The organism is Bartonella sp. JB63 (genome assembly GCF_002022665.1).
Taxonomy (GTDB): domain Bacteria; phylum Pseudomonadota; class Alphaproteobacteria; order Rhizobiales; family Rhizobiaceae; genus Bartonella.
On the sequence record NZ_CP019788.1, the window covers coordinates 195,429 to 216,852 of the forward strand.

General features: G+C 35.1%; 18 protein-coding genes and 3 pseudogenes. 8 read left to right on the top strand and 13 right to left on the bottom strand.

The window, feature by feature from the left end:
- Positions 1–109: 109 nt before the first annotated feature.
- Together pth and BJB63x_RS00880 are read right to left on the bottom strand one after the other, a co-directional pair.
- Positions 110–690 (bottom strand): annotated as a pseudogene (gene pth / locus BJB63x_RS00875) (aminoacyl-tRNA hydrolase).
- Positions 691–760: 70 nt separating this feature from the next.
- Positions 761–1,387: a 50S ribosomal protein L25/general stress protein Ctc gene (locus BJB63x_RS00880; protein WP_078718605.1), complete on the bottom strand. Its 627-nt coding sequence runs from the start codon at positions 1,385–1,387 to the stop codon at positions 761–763.
- A 274-nt stretch (positions 1,388–1,661) separates the two neighbouring features.
- Here BJB63x_RS00880 and BJB63x_RS06775 point away from each other — a divergent pair.
- Positions 1,662–2,293: pseudogene (locus tag BJB63x_RS06775) on the top strand (hypothetical protein); the annotation flags it as partial.
- Positions 2,294–2,819: 526 nt separating this feature from the next.
- On the opposite strand, the gene BJB63x_RS00890 reads toward BJB63x_RS06775, so the two are convergent.
- Positions 2,820–3,752 (bottom strand): ribose-phosphate pyrophosphokinase, encoded by a 933-nt coding sequence (locus BJB63x_RS00890; RefSeq protein ID WP_078718606.1) that lies wholly within the window; start codon positions 3,750–3,752, stop codon positions 2,820–2,822.
- 661 nt (positions 3,753–4,413) lie between these two features.
- Between BJB63x_RS00890 and BJB63x_RS00895 the strand changes: the two genes are divergently transcribed.
- Complete coding sequence (locus BJB63x_RS00895) at positions 4,414–4,878, top strand: hypothetical protein (RefSeq protein ID WP_078718607.1); 465 nt, start codon at positions 4,414–4,416, stop codon at positions 4,876–4,878.
- A gap of 193 nt (positions 4,879–5,071) precedes the next feature.
- Here the strand turns inward: BJB63x_RS00895 and pgeF are convergent, their stop codons facing one another.
- From pgeF to lgt, 3 genes are read right to left on the bottom strand one after another with little or no spacing between them, the layout of a single operon-like run.
- Positions 5,072–5,851: a peptidoglycan editing factor PgeF gene (gene pgeF, locus BJB63x_RS00900; protein ID WP_078718608.1), complete on the bottom strand. Its 780-nt coding sequence runs from the start codon at positions 5,849–5,851 to the stop codon at positions 5,072–5,074.
- A gap of 58 nt (positions 5,852–5,909) precedes the next feature.
- A complete protein-coding gene (locus tag BJB63x_RS00905) occupies positions 5,910–6,995 on the bottom strand; it encodes a class I SAM-dependent methyltransferase (protein WP_078718609.1) in 1,086 nt (361 codons plus the stop codon).
- Positions 6,995–7,852: a prolipoprotein diacylglyceryl transferase gene (lgt, locus tag BJB63x_RS00910; RefSeq protein WP_078719616.1), complete on the bottom strand. Its 858-nt coding sequence runs from the start codon at positions 7,850–7,852 to the stop codon at positions 6,995–6,997. Before lgt ends, BJB63x_RS00905 begins: the two co-directional genes overlap by 1 nt.
- Positions 7,853–8,046: 194 nt before the next feature.
- On the opposite strand from lgt, the gene BJB63x_RS00915 reads away from it, so the two are divergent.
- Together BJB63x_RS00915 and BJB63x_RS00920 are read left to right on the top strand one after the other, a co-directional pair.
- On the top strand, positions 8,047–8,319 hold the full coding sequence (locus BJB63x_RS00915; RefSeq protein WP_078718610.1) for an accessory factor UbiK family protein: 273 nt from the start codon (positions 8,047–8,049) through the stop codon (positions 8,317–8,319).
- A 377-nt stretch (positions 8,320–8,696) separates the two neighbouring features.
- Positions 8,697–9,197 (top strand): YbjN domain-containing protein, encoded by a 501-nt coding sequence (locus tag BJB63x_RS00920; protein WP_078718611.1) that lies wholly within the window; start codon positions 8,697–8,699, stop codon positions 9,195–9,197.
- Positions 9,198–9,244: 47 nt separating this feature from the next.
- Here BJB63x_RS00920 and BJB63x_RS00925 read toward each other — a convergent pair.
- A pseudogene (locus tag BJB63x_RS00925) lies at positions 9,245–10,584 on the bottom strand (ATP-binding protein).
- 8 nt (positions 10,585–10,592) lie between these two features.
- Complete coding sequence (locus tag BJB63x_RS00930) at positions 10,593–11,294, bottom strand: response regulator (RefSeq protein WP_078718612.1); 702 nt, start codon at positions 11,292–11,294, stop codon at positions 10,593–10,595.
- Positions 11,295–11,452: 158 nt separating this feature from the next.
- On the opposite strand from BJB63x_RS00930, the gene BJB63x_RS00935 reads away from it, so the two are divergent.
- A complete protein-coding gene (locus BJB63x_RS00935; RefSeq protein WP_078718613.1) occupies positions 11,453–12,097 on the top strand; it encodes an MBL fold metallo-hydrolase in 645 nt (214 codons plus the stop codon).
- 56 nt (positions 12,098–12,153) lie between these two features.
- Here the strand turns inward: BJB63x_RS00935 and BJB63x_RS00940 are convergent, their stop codons facing one another.
- From BJB63x_RS00940 to BJB63x_RS00955, 4 genes are all read right to left on the bottom strand, one after another.
- Positions 12,154–12,738: a BA14K family protein gene (locus tag BJB63x_RS00940; protein ID WP_078718614.1), complete on the bottom strand. Its 585-nt coding sequence runs from the start codon at positions 12,736–12,738 to the stop codon at positions 12,154–12,156.
- A gap of 185 nt (positions 12,739–12,923) precedes the next feature.
- Positions 12,924–13,139: a cold-shock protein gene (locus BJB63x_RS00945; RefSeq protein ID WP_078718615.1), complete on the bottom strand. Its 216-nt coding sequence runs from the start codon at positions 13,137–13,139 to the stop codon at positions 12,924–12,926.
- Positions 13,140–13,695: 556 nt separating this feature from the next.
- Positions 13,696–15,963: an excinuclease ABC subunit UvrB gene (gene uvrB / locus BJB63x_RS00950; protein WP_442855950.1), complete on the bottom strand. Its 2,268-nt coding sequence runs from the start codon at positions 15,961–15,963 to the stop codon at positions 13,696–13,698.
- A 276-nt stretch (positions 15,964–16,239) separates the two neighbouring features.
- Complete coding sequence (locus tag BJB63x_RS00955; RefSeq protein WP_078718617.1) at positions 16,240–16,605, bottom strand: SH3 domain-containing protein; 366 nt, start codon at positions 16,603–16,605, stop codon at positions 16,240–16,242.
- Positions 16,606–16,939: 334 nt separating this feature from the next.
- Between BJB63x_RS00955 and greA the strand changes: the two genes are divergently transcribed.
- Together greA and BJB63x_RS00965 are read left to right on the top strand one after the other, a co-directional pair.
- Positions 16,940–17,413 carry a transcription elongation factor GreA gene (gene greA / locus BJB63x_RS00960; protein WP_078718618.1) on the top strand — a complete coding sequence of 158 codons (474 nt, stop codon included), beginning with the start codon at positions 16,940–16,942 and terminating at the stop codon, positions 17,411–17,413.
- A 5-nt stretch (positions 17,414–17,418) separates the two neighbouring features.
- Entirely contained in the window at positions 17,419–18,477 is a 1,059-nt protein-coding gene (locus tag BJB63x_RS00965) for a glycosyltransferase family 4 protein (RefSeq protein ID WP_078718619.1), read from the top strand.
- Between the two features lie 267 nt (positions 18,478–18,744).
- Here BJB63x_RS00965 and BJB63x_RS00970 read toward each other — a convergent pair whose 3' ends face one another.
- Entirely contained in the window at positions 18,745–20,133 is a 1,389-nt protein-coding gene (locus BJB63x_RS00970; protein WP_078718620.1) for a TrkH family potassium uptake protein, read from the bottom strand.
- 308 nt (positions 20,134–20,441) lie between these two features.
- On the opposite strand from BJB63x_RS00970, the gene trxB reads away from it, so the two are divergent.
- A complete protein-coding gene (gene trxB / locus BJB63x_RS00975; protein ID WP_078718621.1) occupies positions 20,442–21,389 on the top strand; it encodes a thioredoxin-disulfide reductase in 948 nt (315 codons plus the stop codon).
- The last annotated feature ends 35 nt before the right edge of the window (positions 21,390–21,424 follow it).

A 21,424-nucleotide genomic window follows, 5' to 3' on the forward strand; every position in this document is an offset into this window, starting at 1 on the left:
ATTTTTAGGGTTTATTAACTGAGTTTGGTATCTCATTAACTTTAGTATCTCTTTTAAGGGAAAAATATCAAAGGTCTTGAATGTATATTAATCTCCACGAGAGAGTGCTTTATTGTAGGTTTTTGCTTTCCATTGCCAATGTAATTTTATTCATAAAACAGTTATTATTTCTTTTTATTAAGAGTGCCATATTATTTGCAATTGCATCTAATAAAGGAGCTAACCATTCTTGATCAGATTTTGTAAAATTTCCTAAAACATGCTGATTAACCAATTCTTTAGCACCAGGATGTCCAATGCCTAATCGTACACGACAATAGTTAGTGCCACAATGACTGTCAATAGACTTGATACCATTATGTCCATTGCTTCCCCCCCAATTTTTATCCTTATTTTACCAGGTGGTAAATCTAATTCATCGTAAATGACAATAAGATTGTTTAAATCTAATTTATAAAACCTCAAGGCTTCACCAATTGATTGACCAGATAAATTCATAAAAGTTTGTGGTTTTATAAGGATAATTTTTTCACCATTTATAAGACCGCTAGAAATTTCAGCCTGGAATTTTTTTGACCATGGAGAAAAAGAAAAGATCTGATGAATTGTATTAACGGCCATGAAACCAATATTATGGCGGTTATTTTTATAGTGGGAACCGGGATTGCCAAGACCACCAATGAGCAACATGAGCATCTCCGGTAAAGTAAAAGAAAGAAGAAAAGTTTTAAAAAGGTAAGATTCCACCTAATTAAGTTTTTCAGGCTTTTGTATTGTTTTCATTGTTCTCTTTTTCTGAAGAATTATCGCTCTCACTTATGCTAGCAGGGGCAGCTATGGTAGCGATGGTAAAGTCTCGTTCTTGAATAACGGGCGTGACACCTTTTGGCAATTGCACTGCAGAAATATGTATAGAATCACCAATGGAATAACTGGAAAGATCAATCTCAATTGCTTCAGGGATGGCATGTGCTAGTGCAGTACACTCAATTTCATGGCGCACGATGTTTAAGACACCGCCTCGTTTAATTCCTGGTGCTATATCTTCATTAAGGAAGTGAACAGGAATGTGCACATGCACGACAGATTTTGCTGAAATGCGTAAGAAATCTACATGTATAGGAAAATCACGAACAGGATCAAGTTGATAATCTTTTGGTAAAACTTGAATTTTCTGTTTATCGATTTCAATAGTTGCAACAGTGGTACGAAATCCACCTGCATGAATTTTATAGAAAATCTCTTTATAGGGAACTGAAATTGCCAAAGGAGGCTGTTTATCACCATAAATAACAGCTGGAATGAGACCGTTACGACGAAGTTTGCGGGAGGACCCCTTACCAACCCGCTCGCGTATTTCGGCTTTAAAAGTATAGCTTTTGCTCATAACTAAGTCCTTTTTATATAATTGGAGAATCATGCCCACTAGTAGTGGTTTTTGCATGAATATGAAGATATACGCTGTGAAACGGCGACTACCCCATTCTGTGTTGCCTCCAAGGGTGTCTACACAGAAGTTTGTTCTATAATTCAAACCATTTAGAGATGCAAGAGTTGTTGGAAAAATCCTTAGTTTCTAACCTTATGGAAGAGGAAATGTTAGGAGCATGCTGAAAAGAACAGAATCGATATTGATTTTCAAAAATCAAATAAGGAGGCTTATTAAGGTTGAGGTTGTCTTAGGTGAAATGTCAGAATATGGTGCATTGCGTAAATCATCTTCAGCATTTGTTGATCTTAAGGAATTATTGGCACACGTCTTCTTGTACAGGGTAATTCTGATTCAAGGAAATCGCATTTTTCGATGTTTTCTTAAACAGAGTTCTTCATGGGTACAAAAGTGTATTATTGATTTAGAAGATGATTTTGTGACTTTGGCTGATAAATTTAGCCATATTTTTGTTGAAGCCCAACGGAACGAAAAAGATTTGATAAAAATTACTCATCGTATTCGCCAAAATCGAGTTTCGGTTGTTTTTAGTCTTGAAGACCTAGATACAAAAACAGACGCATGCTTTCAGTGTTTTTCTTGGAGCACTTTTTAGATATTGACATGAATACGCGCTAATGATCTTTTAGGAATGGGCTGTCATCAGGCAAAAATGTTTTGAGATCTTGAGCGTGGCCACTTTATTGCTTTATGATCTGCTTTATCATAGCATTCTTTATCGAATTACTATTGGTTCTGTTGAAACAATTAGCACGCTCTTCTAGTCTGAAACTAATGCCGCTTCCAATGGAAATAAATGACGCAAAAAACTCATTTTTACTACCTTATCCGAAAAAAATAATGCCATGCTATTATTTACTAGAGTCTGTAAAAGAGCAACAAATTCATAAAATATTTAGAAGAGGTTATGCACAAAAAAAGAATTAATAAAGAAAGACAAAAGCTCTTGTTCAAATATCTCGGCAATTGCAAAATTTTTGATACATTTTTTTATTCATAGTGTATCATGAGTTTTTTCCTAATATTTTGCAATTTCGGCGTGAATTGTCTATCACTCAGGATTCTATTGATGAAGAAGTTTCTGTAAGTGAAGAGTGGAAATGTGCTTTACATCTATCAAAAAGTTTGGAATATGATATTCAAGGTGTGTTTACATTGTTGCGCAAGCAGCTGTAACGGGGAAGCTCTTCCCATCAGATGCAGTTTTGGTACGTCTTAAGGAACTTATTCTTTAAGTCGTGCACTTTGCTTTTTAATTTATTTTGAAAAACGTGAGTTTATTATTCATATTGATTTTAGTGGTAAGTGCATAGTAGCTTTTCCTGGTTTCAATTTAGAAACAATACAAGGAGATCCCAAAGGCATCAATTTAGCCAAATAAACTTGAAACAGATTGTTCTGCCGCTGTTCTTGCAATAGCTTCTCCGATTAAGTCAGCAATTGGCAAAATACGCATATTATGAGCTTCTTCAATTGCTTTTGTTGGCATAATTGAATCAGTAATAACTAATTCTTTCATTTCTGAATTGGTAATGCGCTCTATAGCCTTTCCAGAAAGGACACCATGTGTAATATAAGCTGTGACGCTTTTTGCACCATGTTGCAAAAGAGCGCTCGCTGCATTGCACAGGGTACCACCTGAATCGACAATATCATCCAGCAAGATACAATCTTTTCCAGCAATATGACCGATGATGTTCATTACTTCTGATACACCTGGGTGTTCACGACGTTTATCGACAATGGCAAGCAAACTATTTAAGCGCTTAGCTAAGGAGCGTGCACGCACCACACCACCAACATCAGGTGAAACAACGATTATATTTTCAAGAGAATAATGCATTTTAATATCACGAGCAATAACAGGAACAGCGTAAAGATTATCTGTTGGAATATCAAAGAAACCTTGGATTTGTCCTGCATGAAGATCTAATGTCAAAACGCGATGAGCTCCCGCTTGAGTAATGAGATTAGCAACGAGCTTTGCAGAAATAGGAGTACGTGGCCCAGGTTTACGATCTTGGCGAGCGTAACCAAAATAAGGTAGGACAGCTGTAATGCGACGTGTTGAAGAACGACGAAGTGCATCAATCATAATAAGTAATTCCATCAAATGATCATTTGCTGGATAGGATGAAGATTGCAAAACAAATACATCTTGTCCACGTACATTTTCATGCAATTCTACAAAAATTTCTTGATCAGCAAAGCGTTTTACAGTTGCTTTGCCTAGAGGAATGCTTAAATAGTTTGCAACATCTTCAGCGAGGCGTGGATTAGAATTGCCGCAAAAAAGTTTCATAATAGAACCCCTGAGTAATCACGATTAAACATGAGATAGTTTTTAACTTTTTACTATCAGATTGCAAGTCAACAATTATAAAAGAATGATAAATTACACATCGTTGTTTAAATAATGAATGCGCTTTTTTATCTATGTCAAATACTTATTGTTGCTAGAATATTTTTAAAATTGTGAGAAAAAACATCTAAAAAAACAAATTGTTTAAAAGTAATCAGTATTATAAGCAAAAATAGAGCAGTAAAAACTGTTTTATAAAGAGTAAAAAAATGAGATTTCTCTTCACTTTTACACTGTTTTGTTTAAAAAGATAATCATCAAATGCATCAGTAAAGTATTATCAGTACGCGTTTTAAAAATTTCAAAACGCTATTTTGAAGAATTTTAATTGTTCATTTTTTAAATATAAATAAGTATTTTAGTTAATTGATAAAACTTATATAAATGATTATATTTATATAATTATTTGTTCAGAAGATTATGTGGATATAATTGTTTATTATTACGAGAGATTATAATCCTACATTTGAGATATTAAATTTGTTAATATCAAACATATGCAATTAAAATTATTCTCAGAGGGATTAAGTTATAGGTGTTAAGGAGATGTTTTTTAAGATATTTTGAAAAATTTTCAAATATCAAATAGTAAGAGATTGCTATGCTTAAGAAATATGAATTGACAAGCGAAGAAATAACAATTGGTGCTCATACGCTTTATCGCATTAGAGCTCTTAAAGACTTTAGGAATGTTAAAGTGGGTGATCTTGGTGGCTTTATTGAAAATGAAAAGAATTTGTCACATGAAAACGATTGTTGGGTTTATAATAATGCTAAGGTTTTCTGTGATGCTCTGGTTTATGGTAATGCTATGATTGCTGGAAATGCTACAATTTATGACAAAGCTAGAGTTTTTGACAATGCTAAAGTTATCGATAACTCTAAAATTTTCGGTAATGCCAAGGTTTTTAATGATGCTCTAGTTTATAAAAATGCTACAATTTATGATAAAGCCAGAGTTTTCAGTAATGTCAAAGTTTGTGGTGAAAGTACTGTTTCTGATAATACGGCAGTTTGGGGCAATGTCAATGTTTATAGTAGAACCAAGATTTGTAATGTACGTTAATGTTTATTATAATTATCATAAATTGAAGAGTTTTTATGGAATATTTAAAAAGTTATATGCAAAATAGATATAGTTTGTGAGCTAATAGTTTGCTTTATAAGAGAAACAACATAATAAGCTCTCTATCAGCTATTTGAATGAGAATTTTTTACATTTTTAAGAGTTTTTTCGGAGCTAAAGAGGTAAAAAAGCTTTACTTACTTATTCCTAACATAATAGCTGAAATTTGTCGTCCATGATCGAGTTCATTACGGTGAATTGTGCGGCGGTAAGAAAAGAAACGCTTCTCATTTTGGTAAGTACAAAGTTCTAAACAAGAGGCGTGAACTCCTTCTTTTTTAAGTTGATTTATAATGAATGTCCATAGATTAAAACTAAAGTGGTCTGCTTTATCTGTTTTTAAAAAATATTTTTCGAATTGATTATCACGTTCGATAAAGTGGTTATAAAATTCGCTTTTTACTTCATAGTGGCATGGGCCAATGCATGGTCCAAGTACCGCTATGATTGATTGCCGTTTGGCTCCTTGTTCTTCCATTACTGAGATTGTTTTTTCCAAAACTCCATTCAAACTTCCTCGCCAACCAGCATGTGCAGCGCCAATGACACCAGCTTGCGGGTCAGCAAAAAGAACTGGTCCACAATCTGCTGTAAGAACACCAATTGCTAATCCTTTTTTGGTTGTAACCAGAGCATCAGCTTTTGGACGTTCACCGATAAAAGCTTTATCAACGATGACAACTTCACAAGAGTGTATTTGGTGAACAGTAATTAAATTTTTTATTTCAATATCAAAATAATGAGCGATTAAGGTATGATTTTGTGTAATATATTCGGAGTAATCGTTTGAGTTTTGTCCTACATTGAGGCTTTGATAAAAGCTTTTTGATACACCTTCTTGACGTGTAAAAAAGCCATGTTTAATTTGGTGTGAGTTTAAACTGCAAAGATCTTTTGCAAGAATGGGTTCCATAAAAGCTTCCTATGATTATTTGAAAAAATAATGGTATGTGAGGTAATTGTGTCTGTCATTATTTGTGATCAAAATGAGGTATTTGTATATTTTTATTACTAACGTGAAGAACTTTAAAAAGCTTACCCATTTGCTTTGGACCGGTTAACCGTTCGATATCTTGGTAAATTTTTTCTTTGATGACAGTGCTTTTATTGACACTAAGCTGTTTTGCACGTTCAAGTAGGCCCATTTTGAAAAGAAAATCTCTCTGTTCTAGAATTTCAGCAAAACAGCCTTGTTGAATAGCGATTGTTTTTAAAGAAAAAAAATTAACATGTGATGTTAAATCATGTTTACCAGGAGCAGAAAAAATATCGCAGAATCTATGTTTTGATACGGCTTGTAATGTATCTCCAAATGCAAAATCGGATGCACCATAATCAATAACTAAGGCAGATCCTTTTGTATGCATCAAGTGGCTACTAATTTTTTGTATCAATTGGTTTCGTGATGGGGCGTATTCTAAAATCGTTCCATTAGGCATTTGAGCACAGTGGTTTGGTAAGTTAGTAAAAGGAAATTTATGCGCATTAACGATAAACGTAAAATTACCTTCTTGATTAAGTGCAATACGACGTTCTCTCCATTCTCCATTGACTTTTATATATTGATCGATGGGGAGTGCGTCGAAGAGCTCATTTGCAATTAAAATAAGAGGTTTAAAAGGAATTTGTTCAAAATTTTCAATACTGTGAATTTGTTTTTGGTGAGAGGAGAGGCGTTTTTTTTGTTCTGTTGCAAGGTATTGGCTTATTTCAATAAGAAAAATATCTGCAGCGTTGTATGCTGACATACAAATTTTACGGATGGTGCGTAAAACATCATCCATAAGAGTTCCGCGTCCTGGACCTATTTCAGCTAGGATGAAAGGATTTGGGCAGCCTTGGGCCTGCCAGTTCATAATGGCCCAAATGCCAATCATCTCTCCGAATAATTGGCTTATTTCAGGTGCTGTGATGAAATCACCAGTATGTCCAAAGGGTTTTTGTTTTTGATAATAGCCAGATTGAGGATCAGTAAGCGCTAATGTCATATATTGACTAACAGAGATTGAGCCATCGAGAATAATAATTTCTTTAATTCTTTCTTTTAGATTAGACATTATTTTATAAACTTATATTTGGAGTTCTTGAGAAGCGCATAGCAACCAAAAAGAATCATTGGCAATGATAAAGCCATGCCATAGGTAAATCCAGTAGGGTGGAGGAGAGCTGCAAACCATTCTGGGTCTTCTTGAGGAACACGGAAAATTTCAGAAATGCTGCGTGCTATTCCATAGCTTATATTAAATATTCCGGTTATTGTTCCAGGGCGTTTTAATGCTTTGAAAGAAAAAATGACAATAGCTAAAATGATAAAAAGAAAAAATCCTTCCATCAAGGCTTCATAAATTTGACTAGGATGACGTGGGAGATATTGAGGATCATTGTAAAAACAAACTGCCCAAGGGACAGTGGTTACATTTCCCCATAATTCTTGATTAATAAAATTGCATATCCGTACAATACCGATGCCGATGGGAGCACCTGCGGCAATTATATCAAACATTCCCCATACGTTTATATTGTTTTTATAAGAAAACCAAATTATGGCGATGATTATACCTATAAACCCTCCATGAAATGACATACCGCCATTCCATATCGCGATGATATCACTTGGATGATTGAAGTAATAAACGGGATCCCATACAAGGACTTGTCCTAAGCGCCCACCAACCACAATCCCAATAGTACCTAAGGTAACAAAATCACTCATTTGTTGGGTAGACATAGGCGCTTTATTTTTATACCATAAAGACCTTTTTTTCAGTAATTCTTGTGCATACCACCAGGCAAACAGAATGCCTACAACATAACCAAATCCGTACCAATGAAATGCTATCGGTCCTAAATGGATGATAACGGGATCAAGAAAGAGAGGAAAAGCAATAGCAGGACAAAAAAGGAGATCATTCATGATAGAGTGCTTTACATTTACGAAGTTATATGATTATCAAACCATGACAGATGGATTCAAAATGGTCAAGTTAGGTTAGAGGTTAATTGCCGTTGTTAATGAAGGTGAAGGAATACTGATAGATTTAAAGTGATATATCTATTGGATAAAAAGCAAATACAATCTCTCCAATATTATATAAATAAGGAAAGCCCATGTATAATGGATCAAACCGTATTCTTGATGAGCTGGCAAAATTAGCAACAGATGCAGTAGGTATTGCACAAGGTGTACGCTGTGAAGCTGAAACTGCTTTTCGTTCCCAGGCTGAAAAGATGATCAATAAACTTGACTTTGTTTCACGCGAAGAATTTGAAGTAGTTAAGGAAATGGTTCTTAAACTATATGCAGAAAGTGCTGATTTGAAAAAACGTCTTGATGATTTAGAAAAACAAAAAAGCAGAAAAGTCAAAACGGATTCAGTCTAAGCAACAAATAGTCTTAGAAAAAATAATCCCCAATTTTTCTACATTGTATGCGAAATTAAAAAATGCTTAATCCTGAGTCTGTTAGAACAGATTAGCGATTTATTTTTAGTTCATTTTTTACAAAAAATTATTTTTTTTGCATTAAAGGACTAGCGTCATGAAATTGTATCAATACACTAAGGTTGCTTGATGATTCGTTTTTTCTTTATCAAGTCATACTACCATAGGAAATATTATTATTTTATTTCCCGGTATTGTGTATTGTCTACGTTTTAGTGTGTGTTTGTTTGGTGTGAAGTCTTTGATTGTAGCAAGTTTTGTTACGATAAGAGGTTTTTGCATTGTATTGATAACATTCTTATTATTGAGGGTTCATGATGAGGTTTGCCATTGGCGCCACAGAAAGAGAAGAGCATCCGGTTGATTTTATCGAACAAATTGCTTGTAAGTATGACTGGTCTTTTGAGCGAAATGCACAAGATGAAATTAGCGTTTGCGTAGAAGGAAAACGGGCTTATTATCGTCTTTCTTTTTCATGGATGGAAGAGCAAGAGGCTCTTCATTTAGCTTGCGCCTTTGATCTTTTTATTGAGAATACTCGAACAGTGGAAATACAGCGCTTGTTATTAGCAATTAATGAAAAATTGTTGCTGGGGCATTTTGATTATTGGCAAGGAGACAATTCGGTTATTTATCGACAGGGTCTTCTTCTAGCAGGTGGTGTACATCCATCCCATATACAAGTAGAGACGTTATTGATTTATGCTCTTAAAATTTGCGAAAGCCATTATGCTGCTTTTCAAATGGTTGCTTGGGCTGGTGAAAATGCTCATAGAGCACTGCAATATGCTTTATTCGAGACCGTAGGAAATGCTTAAACTCTTCAATATATCTGATTGTTACTTTTAAAGTTTTTTAGTCTGTATTATAGAGGGATATCTATAATAGCGCGCAAACCTCCTAATGGGCTATCATCTAATTGAATATTACCTCCGTGACTACGTGCTATATCTTGAGCAATAGAAAGACCAAGGCCTGTTCCGCTTGCATCTTGATTTCGTGATTTATCAAGCCGAAAGAACGGCTTAAAAACTTCTTTATGCATGTCTTTTTGAATGCCTGGTCCATCATCGTCAATGGTAATGATAAAAGATTCTTTCTGGGATATAGCTGTGAGTTGGATAGTATTTGCATAATGAAACGCATTTGATAAAAGATTGCCGATCAAGCGGGTGAACGCATGTGGGCGTACTTGTATTTGTCCTGAGCCTTCAATCGTATAGGAAAATTTACGTTGATGAAGATGAGCGTTATTAGAAAACTTTTGCATCAAAACATTTAAATCGATGGTGCTAATATTTTCGCTACCTTCACCGCGTGCAAAGGCAAGGTAGCCTTCTAACATATTTTGCATGTCACTAACATCTTGTTCAAGCGGATTAATATCAAAATCATTACTTACTAAAGCGAGTTGGAGCTTAAAACGTGTGAGGATGGTTCTTAGATCATGGCTTACACCTGAGAGCATCATGGTACGCTGTTCAATTTGGCGTTCAATACGTTCACGCATACGTAAAAAAGCAATACCAGCACGACGTATTTCATCCGCTCCTTGTGGTTGGAATCCCTCTGGTAAAGGATGTCCGCGTCCAAAACTTTCTGCGGCTTTGGCTAATTGTTGAATTGGTTTGATTTGATTGCGTAAAAAGTAAATAGCTATCAACAGTAAAACAAGGGCTGTTCCTACCATCCAGCTTAAGAAAATACTGGTATTAGAGGCATAGGCTTGACTGCGCATGGCAAAAACGCGCAAGATATTATGGTCAAGGTGGATGCGAATTTCGACAAGATTAGAATCGCCGACTGTATCAATCCAAAAGGGGCGGTTAATTTGACGAGTGATTTCTTCGCTTAAAAAGTAATCAAGAATGGCAAAAAATGGTTTAGGTCCTGGGGGGGAAGAGAATCAGGTGGGAGGATAGAGATGTTTAATCCCATGCGTTTTTGTGCAATACGTTTAATATCTTCATAATTGTGTTGTTGCGGATATGTTTCAATTATATCGATGATCGCTGCAATATCATGAACAACAGTGGTTGAAAGACGTTCTGTTACCATTTGCCAATGACGTTCCATAAAAACATAACCAATTACTGTTTGCAAGAGTACCATAGGAGCGATAATGATGATCAAAGAACGAGCATAGAGTCGTTTAGGCATTTTCTTAGATAACCATCGCGCAATTTTTTTTGCAGGTTCGATCATCTCAAGCCTTATTCAATTGAAAGTTTATAACCAATCCCTCTCACGGTTTGGATCCATATAGGAGTTGTTGGGTTGTTTTCGATTTTACGACGGAGGCGATTGATTTGTACATCAATAGAACGCTCGCTATTATTATCACCCATTGCAAATTTATGACGTGGAATAGTATCTCCTGCATATTCAGAAAAAATAACCATCATCTCCTGTTCTTTATCTGTCAGTTTGATGAGTTCTCCTTCTTTTTTGAGTTCACGTCGTGAAATTGAAAAGATATAAGGTCCAAAAATAATCTGTTCAATTTTTGGTTGGGTAGAAGATGAACCACGCCGTAAAATGGCATTAATGCGTAGTAAAAGCTCACGCGGATCAAAAGGTTTGGCAAGGTAATCATCTGCTCCTGCTTCTAATCCATGAATACGATTATCTATTTCTGATAAAGCTGTTAACATTAAAATAGGAACATTTTTTGTTTGACGGAGCGAATAGGTTAGATCAATGCCGTTTTCACCAGGTATCATGACATCAACAATAAGAAGGTCAAAATCTAAACTTTTAAGCTGACGTTTAGCTTGATCAGAATTAGCAGAGACTGAAACACGAAATCCATTTTTAATAAGAAATTGAGATAAAAGATTGCGAATGCGGGTATCATCATCAATTACGAGAAGGTGGTGTGCATTGTCACATAAAGTCTGAATGTGATCAGTCATGATTCAAACCCTTAACAAAAATTCAGTTTAAATAAATTGCACTTTACATAAGTTACACAAAGCTGTCGAGCAGACAATTTTTTACTTTATAAAGACATAAGAAATGTTATCTATAAACTAAAAGATTTAAAAATATTGGATTTTTGAAAAGGGTTCTAATGAGCAATTTTAGTGTATGTATTATTCCAGTTACACCTTTTCAACAAAATTGCACTTTACTTTTTGATAATGAAAATAAAAGAGGTGTTTTAGTTGATCCGGGTGGTGATTGGCTTAAGATACAAGAAACAATTCAAGAAAAAGGGGTTATTGTTGAAGCTATTTGGATAACACATGGTCATATTGATCATGTTGGCGCAGCTATGCAGGTTAAAGAGGCATTGGGTATTCAAATTATTGGTTCACACCGTAATGACAAATCAGTAATGGACGATGTGAGTGAAAAAGCAAAAATCTATCGCATGCCTGATGCGCGTGTTTGTATTCCTGATCAATGGTTAGAAGACGGTGATAGTGTTGATTTTGCTGGACATGTATTCAATGTCTTTCATACGCCTGGTCATTCTCCCGGTCATGTTATTTATTTCAATGAAAAAAAACGTTTTGCTTTATTGGGTGATGTGCTTTTTCTTGGTTCTATTGGACGTACTGATTTTCCATTATGTTCTCCTGAAGAATTAATGAAATCGATTAAAGAAAAAGTCTTACCATTAGGCGATGATGTCAGCTTTATTTGTGGACATGGGCCTGGAAGTCAAATAGGTTATGAACGTCAGCATAATCTTTTTCTTCAAGAAATTTAACTGACTTACTGTACTAAAAACCCGCTTTAAAGCGGGTTTTTCAATGTTATTGAAAGTTATTGTAATGGGGCATAACAAACGTGATCTAAACCGTCATGGCCTCGAAAAGTTCCTGTTTTTGGATTAAAGGAACGATATGTTTGTTTACAATATTGATACCAATTTATGTTTGATGGTTTGGGAGGCTGATATGTTACTGTTGGTTGCACTTGATAGATTACTTGATTTGGTGGTGAGATTTGATAAATAACTTGTGGTTGTTCAGGTTGTTTTAAAACATTACCAAGAATTGTACCTACTGCAAGGCCTAGAACACCTGCAGCAAGAGTATCACCTTTATTATTGTCAATACGATTTACATGGTGTTCATGAACATGGTAGTGATGTTTTTTATGTTCGACGTGATGATGATGATATGTCCGGTGTTCATGATGAACGTGTGTGTGTGGCGAGTGGTGATGTTTATGATGACTTATTGATGAATGAATTCGGCTGTGATGCAGAGAAGGATTAGTCTCTATTTGTCTCTTAGTAATTGTTTCCTCATATAGTGTGCGTTGGGCAAACGCTGTCGCTAATGGTGTTGAAATAGTCGCCGCTGACATTGCCGATAATACTGCTAATTTAGTCAATTTTGTCATAGCAATACTCCTTATACAAATTTACATTAATTCGCACTCTAAATGTTCTAAGCTGAATGTAACCTGAACAGTGCTTAATTTTATTCTGATAGAACGAACAAAGAAGAATTTTGTTTAAATAAGTTTAACATTGTAAAATGAAATCGGGGTAGAGACCCGATTTCACAAAACGGACTCTGCTCAAATTAACCCATAACATTAATATTTATAGCTTTTGGTCCTTTACCGCGATGATCAGACTTTATATCAAATGATACTTTTTGTGCATCGTTTAATCCAGTGAGACCTGAAGCCTGGACATCAGAAATATGAACAAAGATATCAGTACTCCCATTATCAGGTTTAATGAAACCAAAGCCTTTGTTATTGTTAAAAAATTTTACTTCGCCCGTCTGAGCCATAGAATATTTCCTTATTTGATTGCCTTTGTTAAGGCAGATAGTCAAAAATCGTATCACGCACCTTACGTAAACGATATATTTAGGTAATTTACGATATTTGGAAAACATTCTTTTTGTTGTTTTTTGTCAACTTGGAACCTATAATTGTTTCTAGAAGACTTTTCATACGATCTTCCAATGCTCGCAATTTATCTAAAAAAGAGAGATTGCTTGAAAATGGAATATTTGACAAGCATTTTCTTTTAATAATCTATTTTCTTATGTTGTTTTTTAGCTGACATGAATATAGCAGCTTATTAAGCTGTGTGAATAATAGAAAAAAAGAAAAATATTTTATTGATATTTTGAGCATCACTTTTTTATAAAAAAACTACTATTTTTTTGTTGTATTAGCAAGATTTTATAAGAGCTAAGTCTTATTTTGTAGCAGTTTATTGATTTTGAACTATTCGTTGCAAGAATTTCTTTTTTAAATCTCATTTAAAGTATTTTTTGATTATTTTCTTTCTTTTTTGCCTTTTGCTAATAAACCAATATCTATGGCATTAAAGCCCATTTAATCAAAATTTAATTTAGTGAAAAAACTTGAGTATTTTGTGGATTCATCAACGGAATATTGATTATTACACACTGAAGAATCACTAGCGATGGCGAATTCTATTTCTTGTAGTAGTTTGATTTCATCACGAAGTCGAGCAGCTTCTTCAAAGTTGAGGTCATCAGCTGCTTTACGCATTAATTTTTCGAGGTGTTGGATATGATTAGCTAGATTGTCACCAACTTTATTATTTTGCGTAATAAAATGAGAAATATTGACATTATAGTTGTTTTCGTAAACTGAACCAAGAGAATCATCGATATTCTTTTTAATACTAGTCGGTGTAATTTGATGCTCTTCATTATAGGTTATTTGTTTTTGTCGACGTCGTTTTGTTTCTTGCAAAGCTCGCTCTATAGAACCAGTGATTGTATCAGCATAAAGGATAACTCGACTATCTACATTACGTGCGGCTCGTCCAATTGTTTGAATAAGTGAAGTTTCTGAACGTAAAAAACCTTCTTTATCAGCATCGAAGATAGCAACAAGACCACATTCTGGAATATCCAAACCTTCTCGAAGTAAATTGATACCGATTAGAACATCAAATGTGCCCAGGCGTAAGTCACGAAGAATTTCAATACGCTCTAGTGTATTAATATCAGAGTGCATGTAACGTACACGAATATTTTTTTCATGGAGATATTCGGTTAAATCTTCGGCCATGCGTTTGGTGAGAACAGTTATTAATGTACGATAACCTTTTTTGATTGTCTGGCGGATTTCGTTGACAACGTCATCAACCTGTGTTTTCACTGGGCGTATTTCTGTTGGTGGGTCAATCAGCCCTGTAGGACGGATGACTTGTTCTACAAAAATACCGCGTGATTGCTCTATTTCCCAGCGTCCGGGTGTAGCTGAAACAGCGATAGTTTGTGGACGTATTGCATCCCATTCTTCAAAGCGTAAGGGGCGATTATCCATACAAGAGGGCAAGCGAAACCCATATTCCGCTAGAGTAGCTTTCCGTCGAAAGTCACCTCGATACATAGCACCAATTTGAGGAATTGTTACATGACTCTCATCAATGAAAACAAGAGCATGGTTAGGAATATATTCAAACATAGTTGGAGGTGGTTCACCTGGTTTTCTGCCGGTTAGATAGCGCGAGTAGTTTTCAATTCCAGGACAGGATCCAGTAGTTTCTAGCATTTCCAAATCGAATATTGTACGTTGTTCTAAGCGTTGTGCTTCTAAAAGACGACCAGCTGCATTTAATTCATCGAGGCGTTTAACTAATTCCATTTTAATCGATTTTATCGCCTGATTTAATGTTGGCCGTGGTGTTACATAATGCGAATTAGCATAAATTTTAATGGATCGAAGGTCTCCTGTTTTTTGTCCTGTTAAAGGATCAAACTCAGTAATTGTTTCAATTTCATCACCAAACAGTGAAATACGCCAAGCACGATCTTCAAGATGAGCAGGGAAAATTTCGATTATATCACCTCGAACACGAAAAGAGCCGCGGACAAAGTTAGTATCTTGTCGTTGATATTGTTGAGCAACTAAATCAGTCAATAATTTTTGCTGATTGAGTTTATCACCTTTTTTCATTTGGAAAGTCATTGCTGTATAAGTTTCTATTGAACCAATTCCATAGATGCAAGATACAGATGCGATAATAATAACATCATCACGTTCTAGTACAGCGCGTGTTGCAGCGTGGCGCATACGATCAATTTGTTCATTAATAGAGGATTCTTTTTCAATATAAGTGTCATATCGTGCTACATAAGCTTCTGGCTGATAATAGTCATAATAAGAAACAAAATATTCGACAGCATTATTAGGAAAAAAGTTTTTGAATTCCCCATAGAGCTGCGCAGCTAGAGTTTTGTTTGGTGCTAAAATGAGAGCAGGGCGTTGGGTTTTTTCAATGATTTTGGCCATCGTATATGTTTTACCTGAACCGGTAACACCAAGAAGCACTTGAGTGCGATCATTTTTCTCAATGCCTTCAACTAAAGATTTAATTGCAATCGGTTGGTCACCAGCAGGCTGAAAGGATGTTTTAATTTGAAATGGAATTCCACCTTCAGATTTTTCAGGACGAATAGGGCGATGAGGTGTCCATAATGCACCGTTTTTAAAAAGGGGATTACCTGAAGCGATGAGTGCAGAAAGAGCTTCAACTGTCGCTGTAACGCCATTTGTTGTTATTTTTTTAGGGGATATAGTATTTGTAGTTTCAAATGAAACATCATGTTTTTTAACTGTATGAATCTTTGTATTAGAGCATTGCTTCGAAATTGCAGATTGATCTATTGATTCTTGATTGAATTGTTTTTGAGTTATTTTTGACTTTTTATGTGACATGATAAAAATATTTTATATCGTTATCCTGATATAATTAAGAAAAATAAAAAACTTTTGATTGCATTATGGTAAATGTTACAATGGTTATGTGGTGATACTGATCCTAGATAGTTATTATTCCTTAATAAAAAGTAGTAGGTAAATGAGGTCAAAATTATTTTTTTGACAATAGCTAGATTGGGATTAGTGCTGATAAACTTTAGGAGAACAATCTTCGTAATGTTTTCGATGGTTATTTTGGGTATTAAAAGTGTGTACTGTAATTGATGATTGTATATATATTTGGTAAAGGTCATTTCCATTTTTAAATGAAAGGTAACGGGATGATACCCAACCTGTTCGTGAATTATAATCAATTTGGCACCAGTTGCCTTTGCATGTTCGAATTGATACTGATTGGTTTATAGGAATCCAGCCGAGAAGTGCGTATTGTGTGCTTGGTCCTGTTCTGAAATTCAAATTTTTTATTATGATGGCATTTGTAGTGTAGGCTTTTGTTGCCAATAAAATAAGAGATCCAGCTAAAAAGAAATTAATCAAATTTTTCATTTTTCTTCTAAATAGCTTTTCTATAATAGATTTTTGTATTTCTGTTTTTGCACAATGCCATTTTATTGAATATGATAAAATAGAAAAAAAAGCAATTGCATCCTTTGAACCATTGATAATAACAAAGATACAGCTAAGTATTTTAAGTCTAAATATAATTTCAGTTTAAAATTAATCAAAGATTGCTCGGTGCTCTTTATAATTTTTTATATGGAAAACAGGGTTTCTGTACTATATAATAAAAGCAACTGTAATTTTCGGATTCCAAAATTCATCTTGGAGGCCGATTTTTATATATTTATAAGTTCTTTTATGTACAAGAAAGGGACGAATTATGGAAAAAGTTCCGATGACTACAGCTGGTTTTGAGAGTCTCAAAGAAGAGTTACGGTGGCGCCAACAAAAAGAACGTCCACGGATTATTGAAGCAATTTCTGAGGCACGCGCACATGGTGATCTATCAGAAAATGCAGAGTATCATGCTGCTAAAGAGGCACAAAGCCATAATGAAGGGCGTATAAATGAGCTTGAAGATTATATTGCACGAGCAGAAGTCATTAATGTTTCACGTCTTTCAGGTGACAGAATTAAATTTGGAGCCACTATTAATCTTTTGGATGAAGATACTGAAGAGAGAAAAGTTTACCAGATCGTTGGTGATCAAGAAGCTGACGTGAAAACTGGTAAGATTTCTATTTCTTCCCCTATTGCACGAGCACTGATTGGTAAACAAGAAGGTGATGTAATTGAAGTCAATGCACCAGGTGGTGCGCATAATTATGAAATTATTAAAATTCAATATATCTAGTTATTATGCACATGTCTTTGAAAAAAACTGATATTATTATTCCACACTTTAAAAAACGTTTATCAGGGGTAACAACGACGATCATTCACCTTATTCCATTGCAACGAAAACAGGGTATTTATATATCCACTTTAGGGATAGGATTGCCGAAAAATTTGCCTGCTCTTTCTTTTAAAGATATTTTTGGTCTATGGAAAAGTCCAATAGAAAAATCATTTCGAATTTGGCATGCACGACGCAATATTGAGATGTTTTGTGGGGTTTTTCTGCGTGATGTTTTAAAAATGAAGCTTAAACTCATTTTTACATCGGCATCTCAACGCCATCATAAACCTTTTACAAAATGGCTAATTCGCCGCATGGATAAAGTGATTGCTACAAGTAAACGCACTGGAGAATATCTCGAGGTTCCTTATCAAGTTATTATGCATGGTATCGATCTTGAGCGTTTTTCACCACCGAAAGCCTTTGATGATTGTTTTTCAGCTTCTGGATTGCCTGGGAAATATGCTGTAGGGTGCTTTGGGCGTTTACGCTATTTGAAGGGCACTGATTTGTTTGTGGATGCAATGTTAGAATTATTGCCAAAATATCCAGATTGGACAGCAATTATTGCTGGTCGTACTACAGTAAAATATTATAAATTTGAAAAACAATTACGTCAAAAAATTGCTACTGCTGGTTTAAGTGATCGTATTATTTTTCTTGGTGAGATACAGAACACACCTTTGTGGTATCGTCGTCTTTCACTTTATGTTGCTCCCTCTCGTGTAGAAGGCTTTGGTTTAACACCATTGGAGGCAATGGCATCTCAGACTGCTGTAGTAGCTAGTAGTGCAGGAATGTATGAAGAATTAGTAACAGAAGGAACAGGAACAGTTGTTTCTGCAGGAGATCGGGTAGCTTTAACAGAAGCGATAGAATTGTATTTTTCTAATTTAGAAAAAACAATAATGGCAGGGAAAAAAGCGTTAACCCATGTTCGTACTCATTTTCCTTTAGAAAAAGAAGCATTAGCAATTGGGCGTGTTTATAAGGAAATGTTTGCAGAGGGAACATTTTAAATAAATATGCTATAAATTTTCATAAATCTATTTTTGGGGGGTCGTGGAAATAAAATAATACTTTAAAAGTAATATTTTATTCTATTCATAAGCATGACTCTAAGATTCCAATTTTGATGCTTATTCAATATTTTTGATGTGCTGATTTATTAAGAGCTATTTTAACATTTTATATCAACTTAAATTAAAATTAGTTTTAAGAAGGATATCATTCATAATTCTGTATTTATAATTTTAAATTATGAATATAAAAACTGCACATTAGAATTATTCGTTCCAAAAAGAACGGGTAAAAAGTACAAAAATAGTTATAATTTCAAGACGGCCAGCAAGCATTAGAGCACTTAAAATCCATAAGGCATGATCATTGATGGTTGAGAAATTTCCAACAGGACCGATAATGCTTCCAAGACCGGGACCAATATTAGAAAGTGCTGTTAAGGCACCTGTATAGGCAGAAGTAAAATCAAGTCCAGTAGCGAGCAAAAGTGCAGTACCAATAAGAAGACAGAACATATAAAGGCACAAAAAAAGCAATACTGCTTTAGTAATATCATTAGAGATATTTGAGCGGTCATAGCGCACTTTTACAATTGCATTAGGGGAAAGAAGTTGTGTCATATTTGTTTGTGCAATACGCCATAAGATAATTAAACGATTAATTTTTATTCCTCCGGAGGTAGAACCAGCGCAGCCACCCGTAAAAGAAACAATAAAGAAAATACCAAGCGCAAAAGGTCCCCAAAGTTGATAGTCTTCAGCGCTATAACCAGTGGTACTAATAACAGATGTAAGATGAAAAATGACATCAAGAAAAATTTTTTGGAAAGGCAGATGATTATGAAATCGCAACCATGTTGCTAGAGCAAAACTAAACAGAAAAACAATACTGAGGAAAACGATAACTTGTGGATCTATGGAACGTTTAGAGTATCCAGGAAGTAATAATTTAATATAAAGAACAAAAGGTAACGCAGAGAGCAACATGAAGATTGTGGCAACAATTAGAATAGCTGGCTTGTCAGAAAAATAGCCAAACGAGGCATCATGGGTTGAGAAACCAGCTGTTGCTATTGTTGTCATTGCATGGTTGATAGCATCAAACAAGGTCATGCCAGCGGCAAAATAGGAGAGCATGCAAGCTAGTGTTAATCCAATATAGGCAATAATAATCCCATTAGCGATTTGGTGAATACGGGGTAATATTTTTTCCGATTTGTCAGATGATTCCATGTGGAAAAGTTGTATACCTCCAACTCGTAATGAGGGCAAAAGTAATAAAGCTAAGCCAATAAAGCCAATACCTCCAATCCAGCATATGATGGAACGCCATAATAAAATGCTTCGTGATAAATAATCAAGGCCAGTAATAACTGTAGATCCTGTCGTTGTAATCCCAGAGATAGATTCGAAAATTGCTCCTGCTAAGGAAATTGGGAGTGAGGAAATATAAAAAGGAAGAGCACCTACTATACTTCCTGTTAGCCAAAGACAAAGGGTCAGTGTAAAACTAAGCCGTGCTGAAAAACGGCAGGTGGCACCTCTAGTTGCTAAAAGAATAAGTGTCGCTAATACAGTGGTAGTAGCACAAGGATAGAGAAAAATTGTCCAATTATGGTTACCATCACGCAAATCTGCAAGAGCCGGCAAAAGCATAGTCCCTCCCATGATTAACGCAAACCGTGCGCAAATATTAATAATAAATTGAGAAATAGTAGCTCCTTGTTTTTTATTTTTTTGTGATTTTTACCTAATTAGAATTTATACGCTTATGTAATATAAACTTAATGCTTATACTAAGCAAACTATTATAAATTGGCAATGCACCTTTTAACAAACTTTTTAATAAACTTTGAAAAATATGACTTTACCATAATTCGAGTTCTTAAAAAATGTGTTTTTAAAGACAGCATTTTGTCATAAATTTGTAGAGTGTAATGAAAAGCTGAGAAAAAAGGAGTTTTATGGTGCAATTGCATGTTCGTGTTCTTATTATTGGTTCTGGGCCTGCTGGTTATACAGCGGCAGTCTATGCTGCTAGAGCAATGCTTAAACCAGTATTGATTACTGGAATGCAGCAAGGAGGGCAGCTTACAATTACAACTGATGTTGAAAATTATCCAGGTTTTGCCGATCCAATTCAGGGGCCATGGTTGATGGAACAAATGGCAAAACAAGCAGAAAATATGGGTACAAAAATTATTTATGATAATATTGTAAGGGCTGATTTATCAGAACGTCCTTTTATTTTATTTGGGGATTCAGGAACACAATATTGTTGTGATGCGTTAATTATTGCAACAGGAGCGCAAGCGCGCTGGCTTGGTTTGGAAAGTGAAAAAATTTTTATGGGTGGTGGTGTTTCCGCTTGTGCTACATGTGATGGTTTTTTTTATCGCTGTAAAGATGTAATTGTGGTAGGTGGCGGAAACACAGCTGTTGAAGAAGCTCTTTATTTATCTCATTTAGCTAAAAGTGTAACTGTGGTTCATCGGCGAGATCATTTTCGGGCAGAAAAAATCTTACAAGACAGATTATTTTCTCGTGATAATGTTCGCGTTATTTGGGATCACACAGTGGAAGAAATTGTTGGTTTGCCTGCTCAGTCTCCAACGGGAGCTGTTGTGACAGGTGCGCGTCTAAGAAATACAAAAACAGGTCAAGAAATACAGGTGGATGCGGATGGAATATTTATTGCTATTGGCCATGATCCCTCTGTTTCTTTGTTTGAAGGGCAATTAAGACAAAAATCGGGAGGATACTTATGGACGGCACCTGATTCGACTGCAACGAGTATTGCTGGCGTTTTTGCTGCAGGGGATGTCGCTGATGATGTATTCCGTCAAGCTATAACTGCTGCAGGAAGAGGATGTATGGCAGCATTAGAGGTGGAGCGGTTTTTAGATTCATAGATATATGTCTAAAAAGTAGTTTTTATAAACAAAAT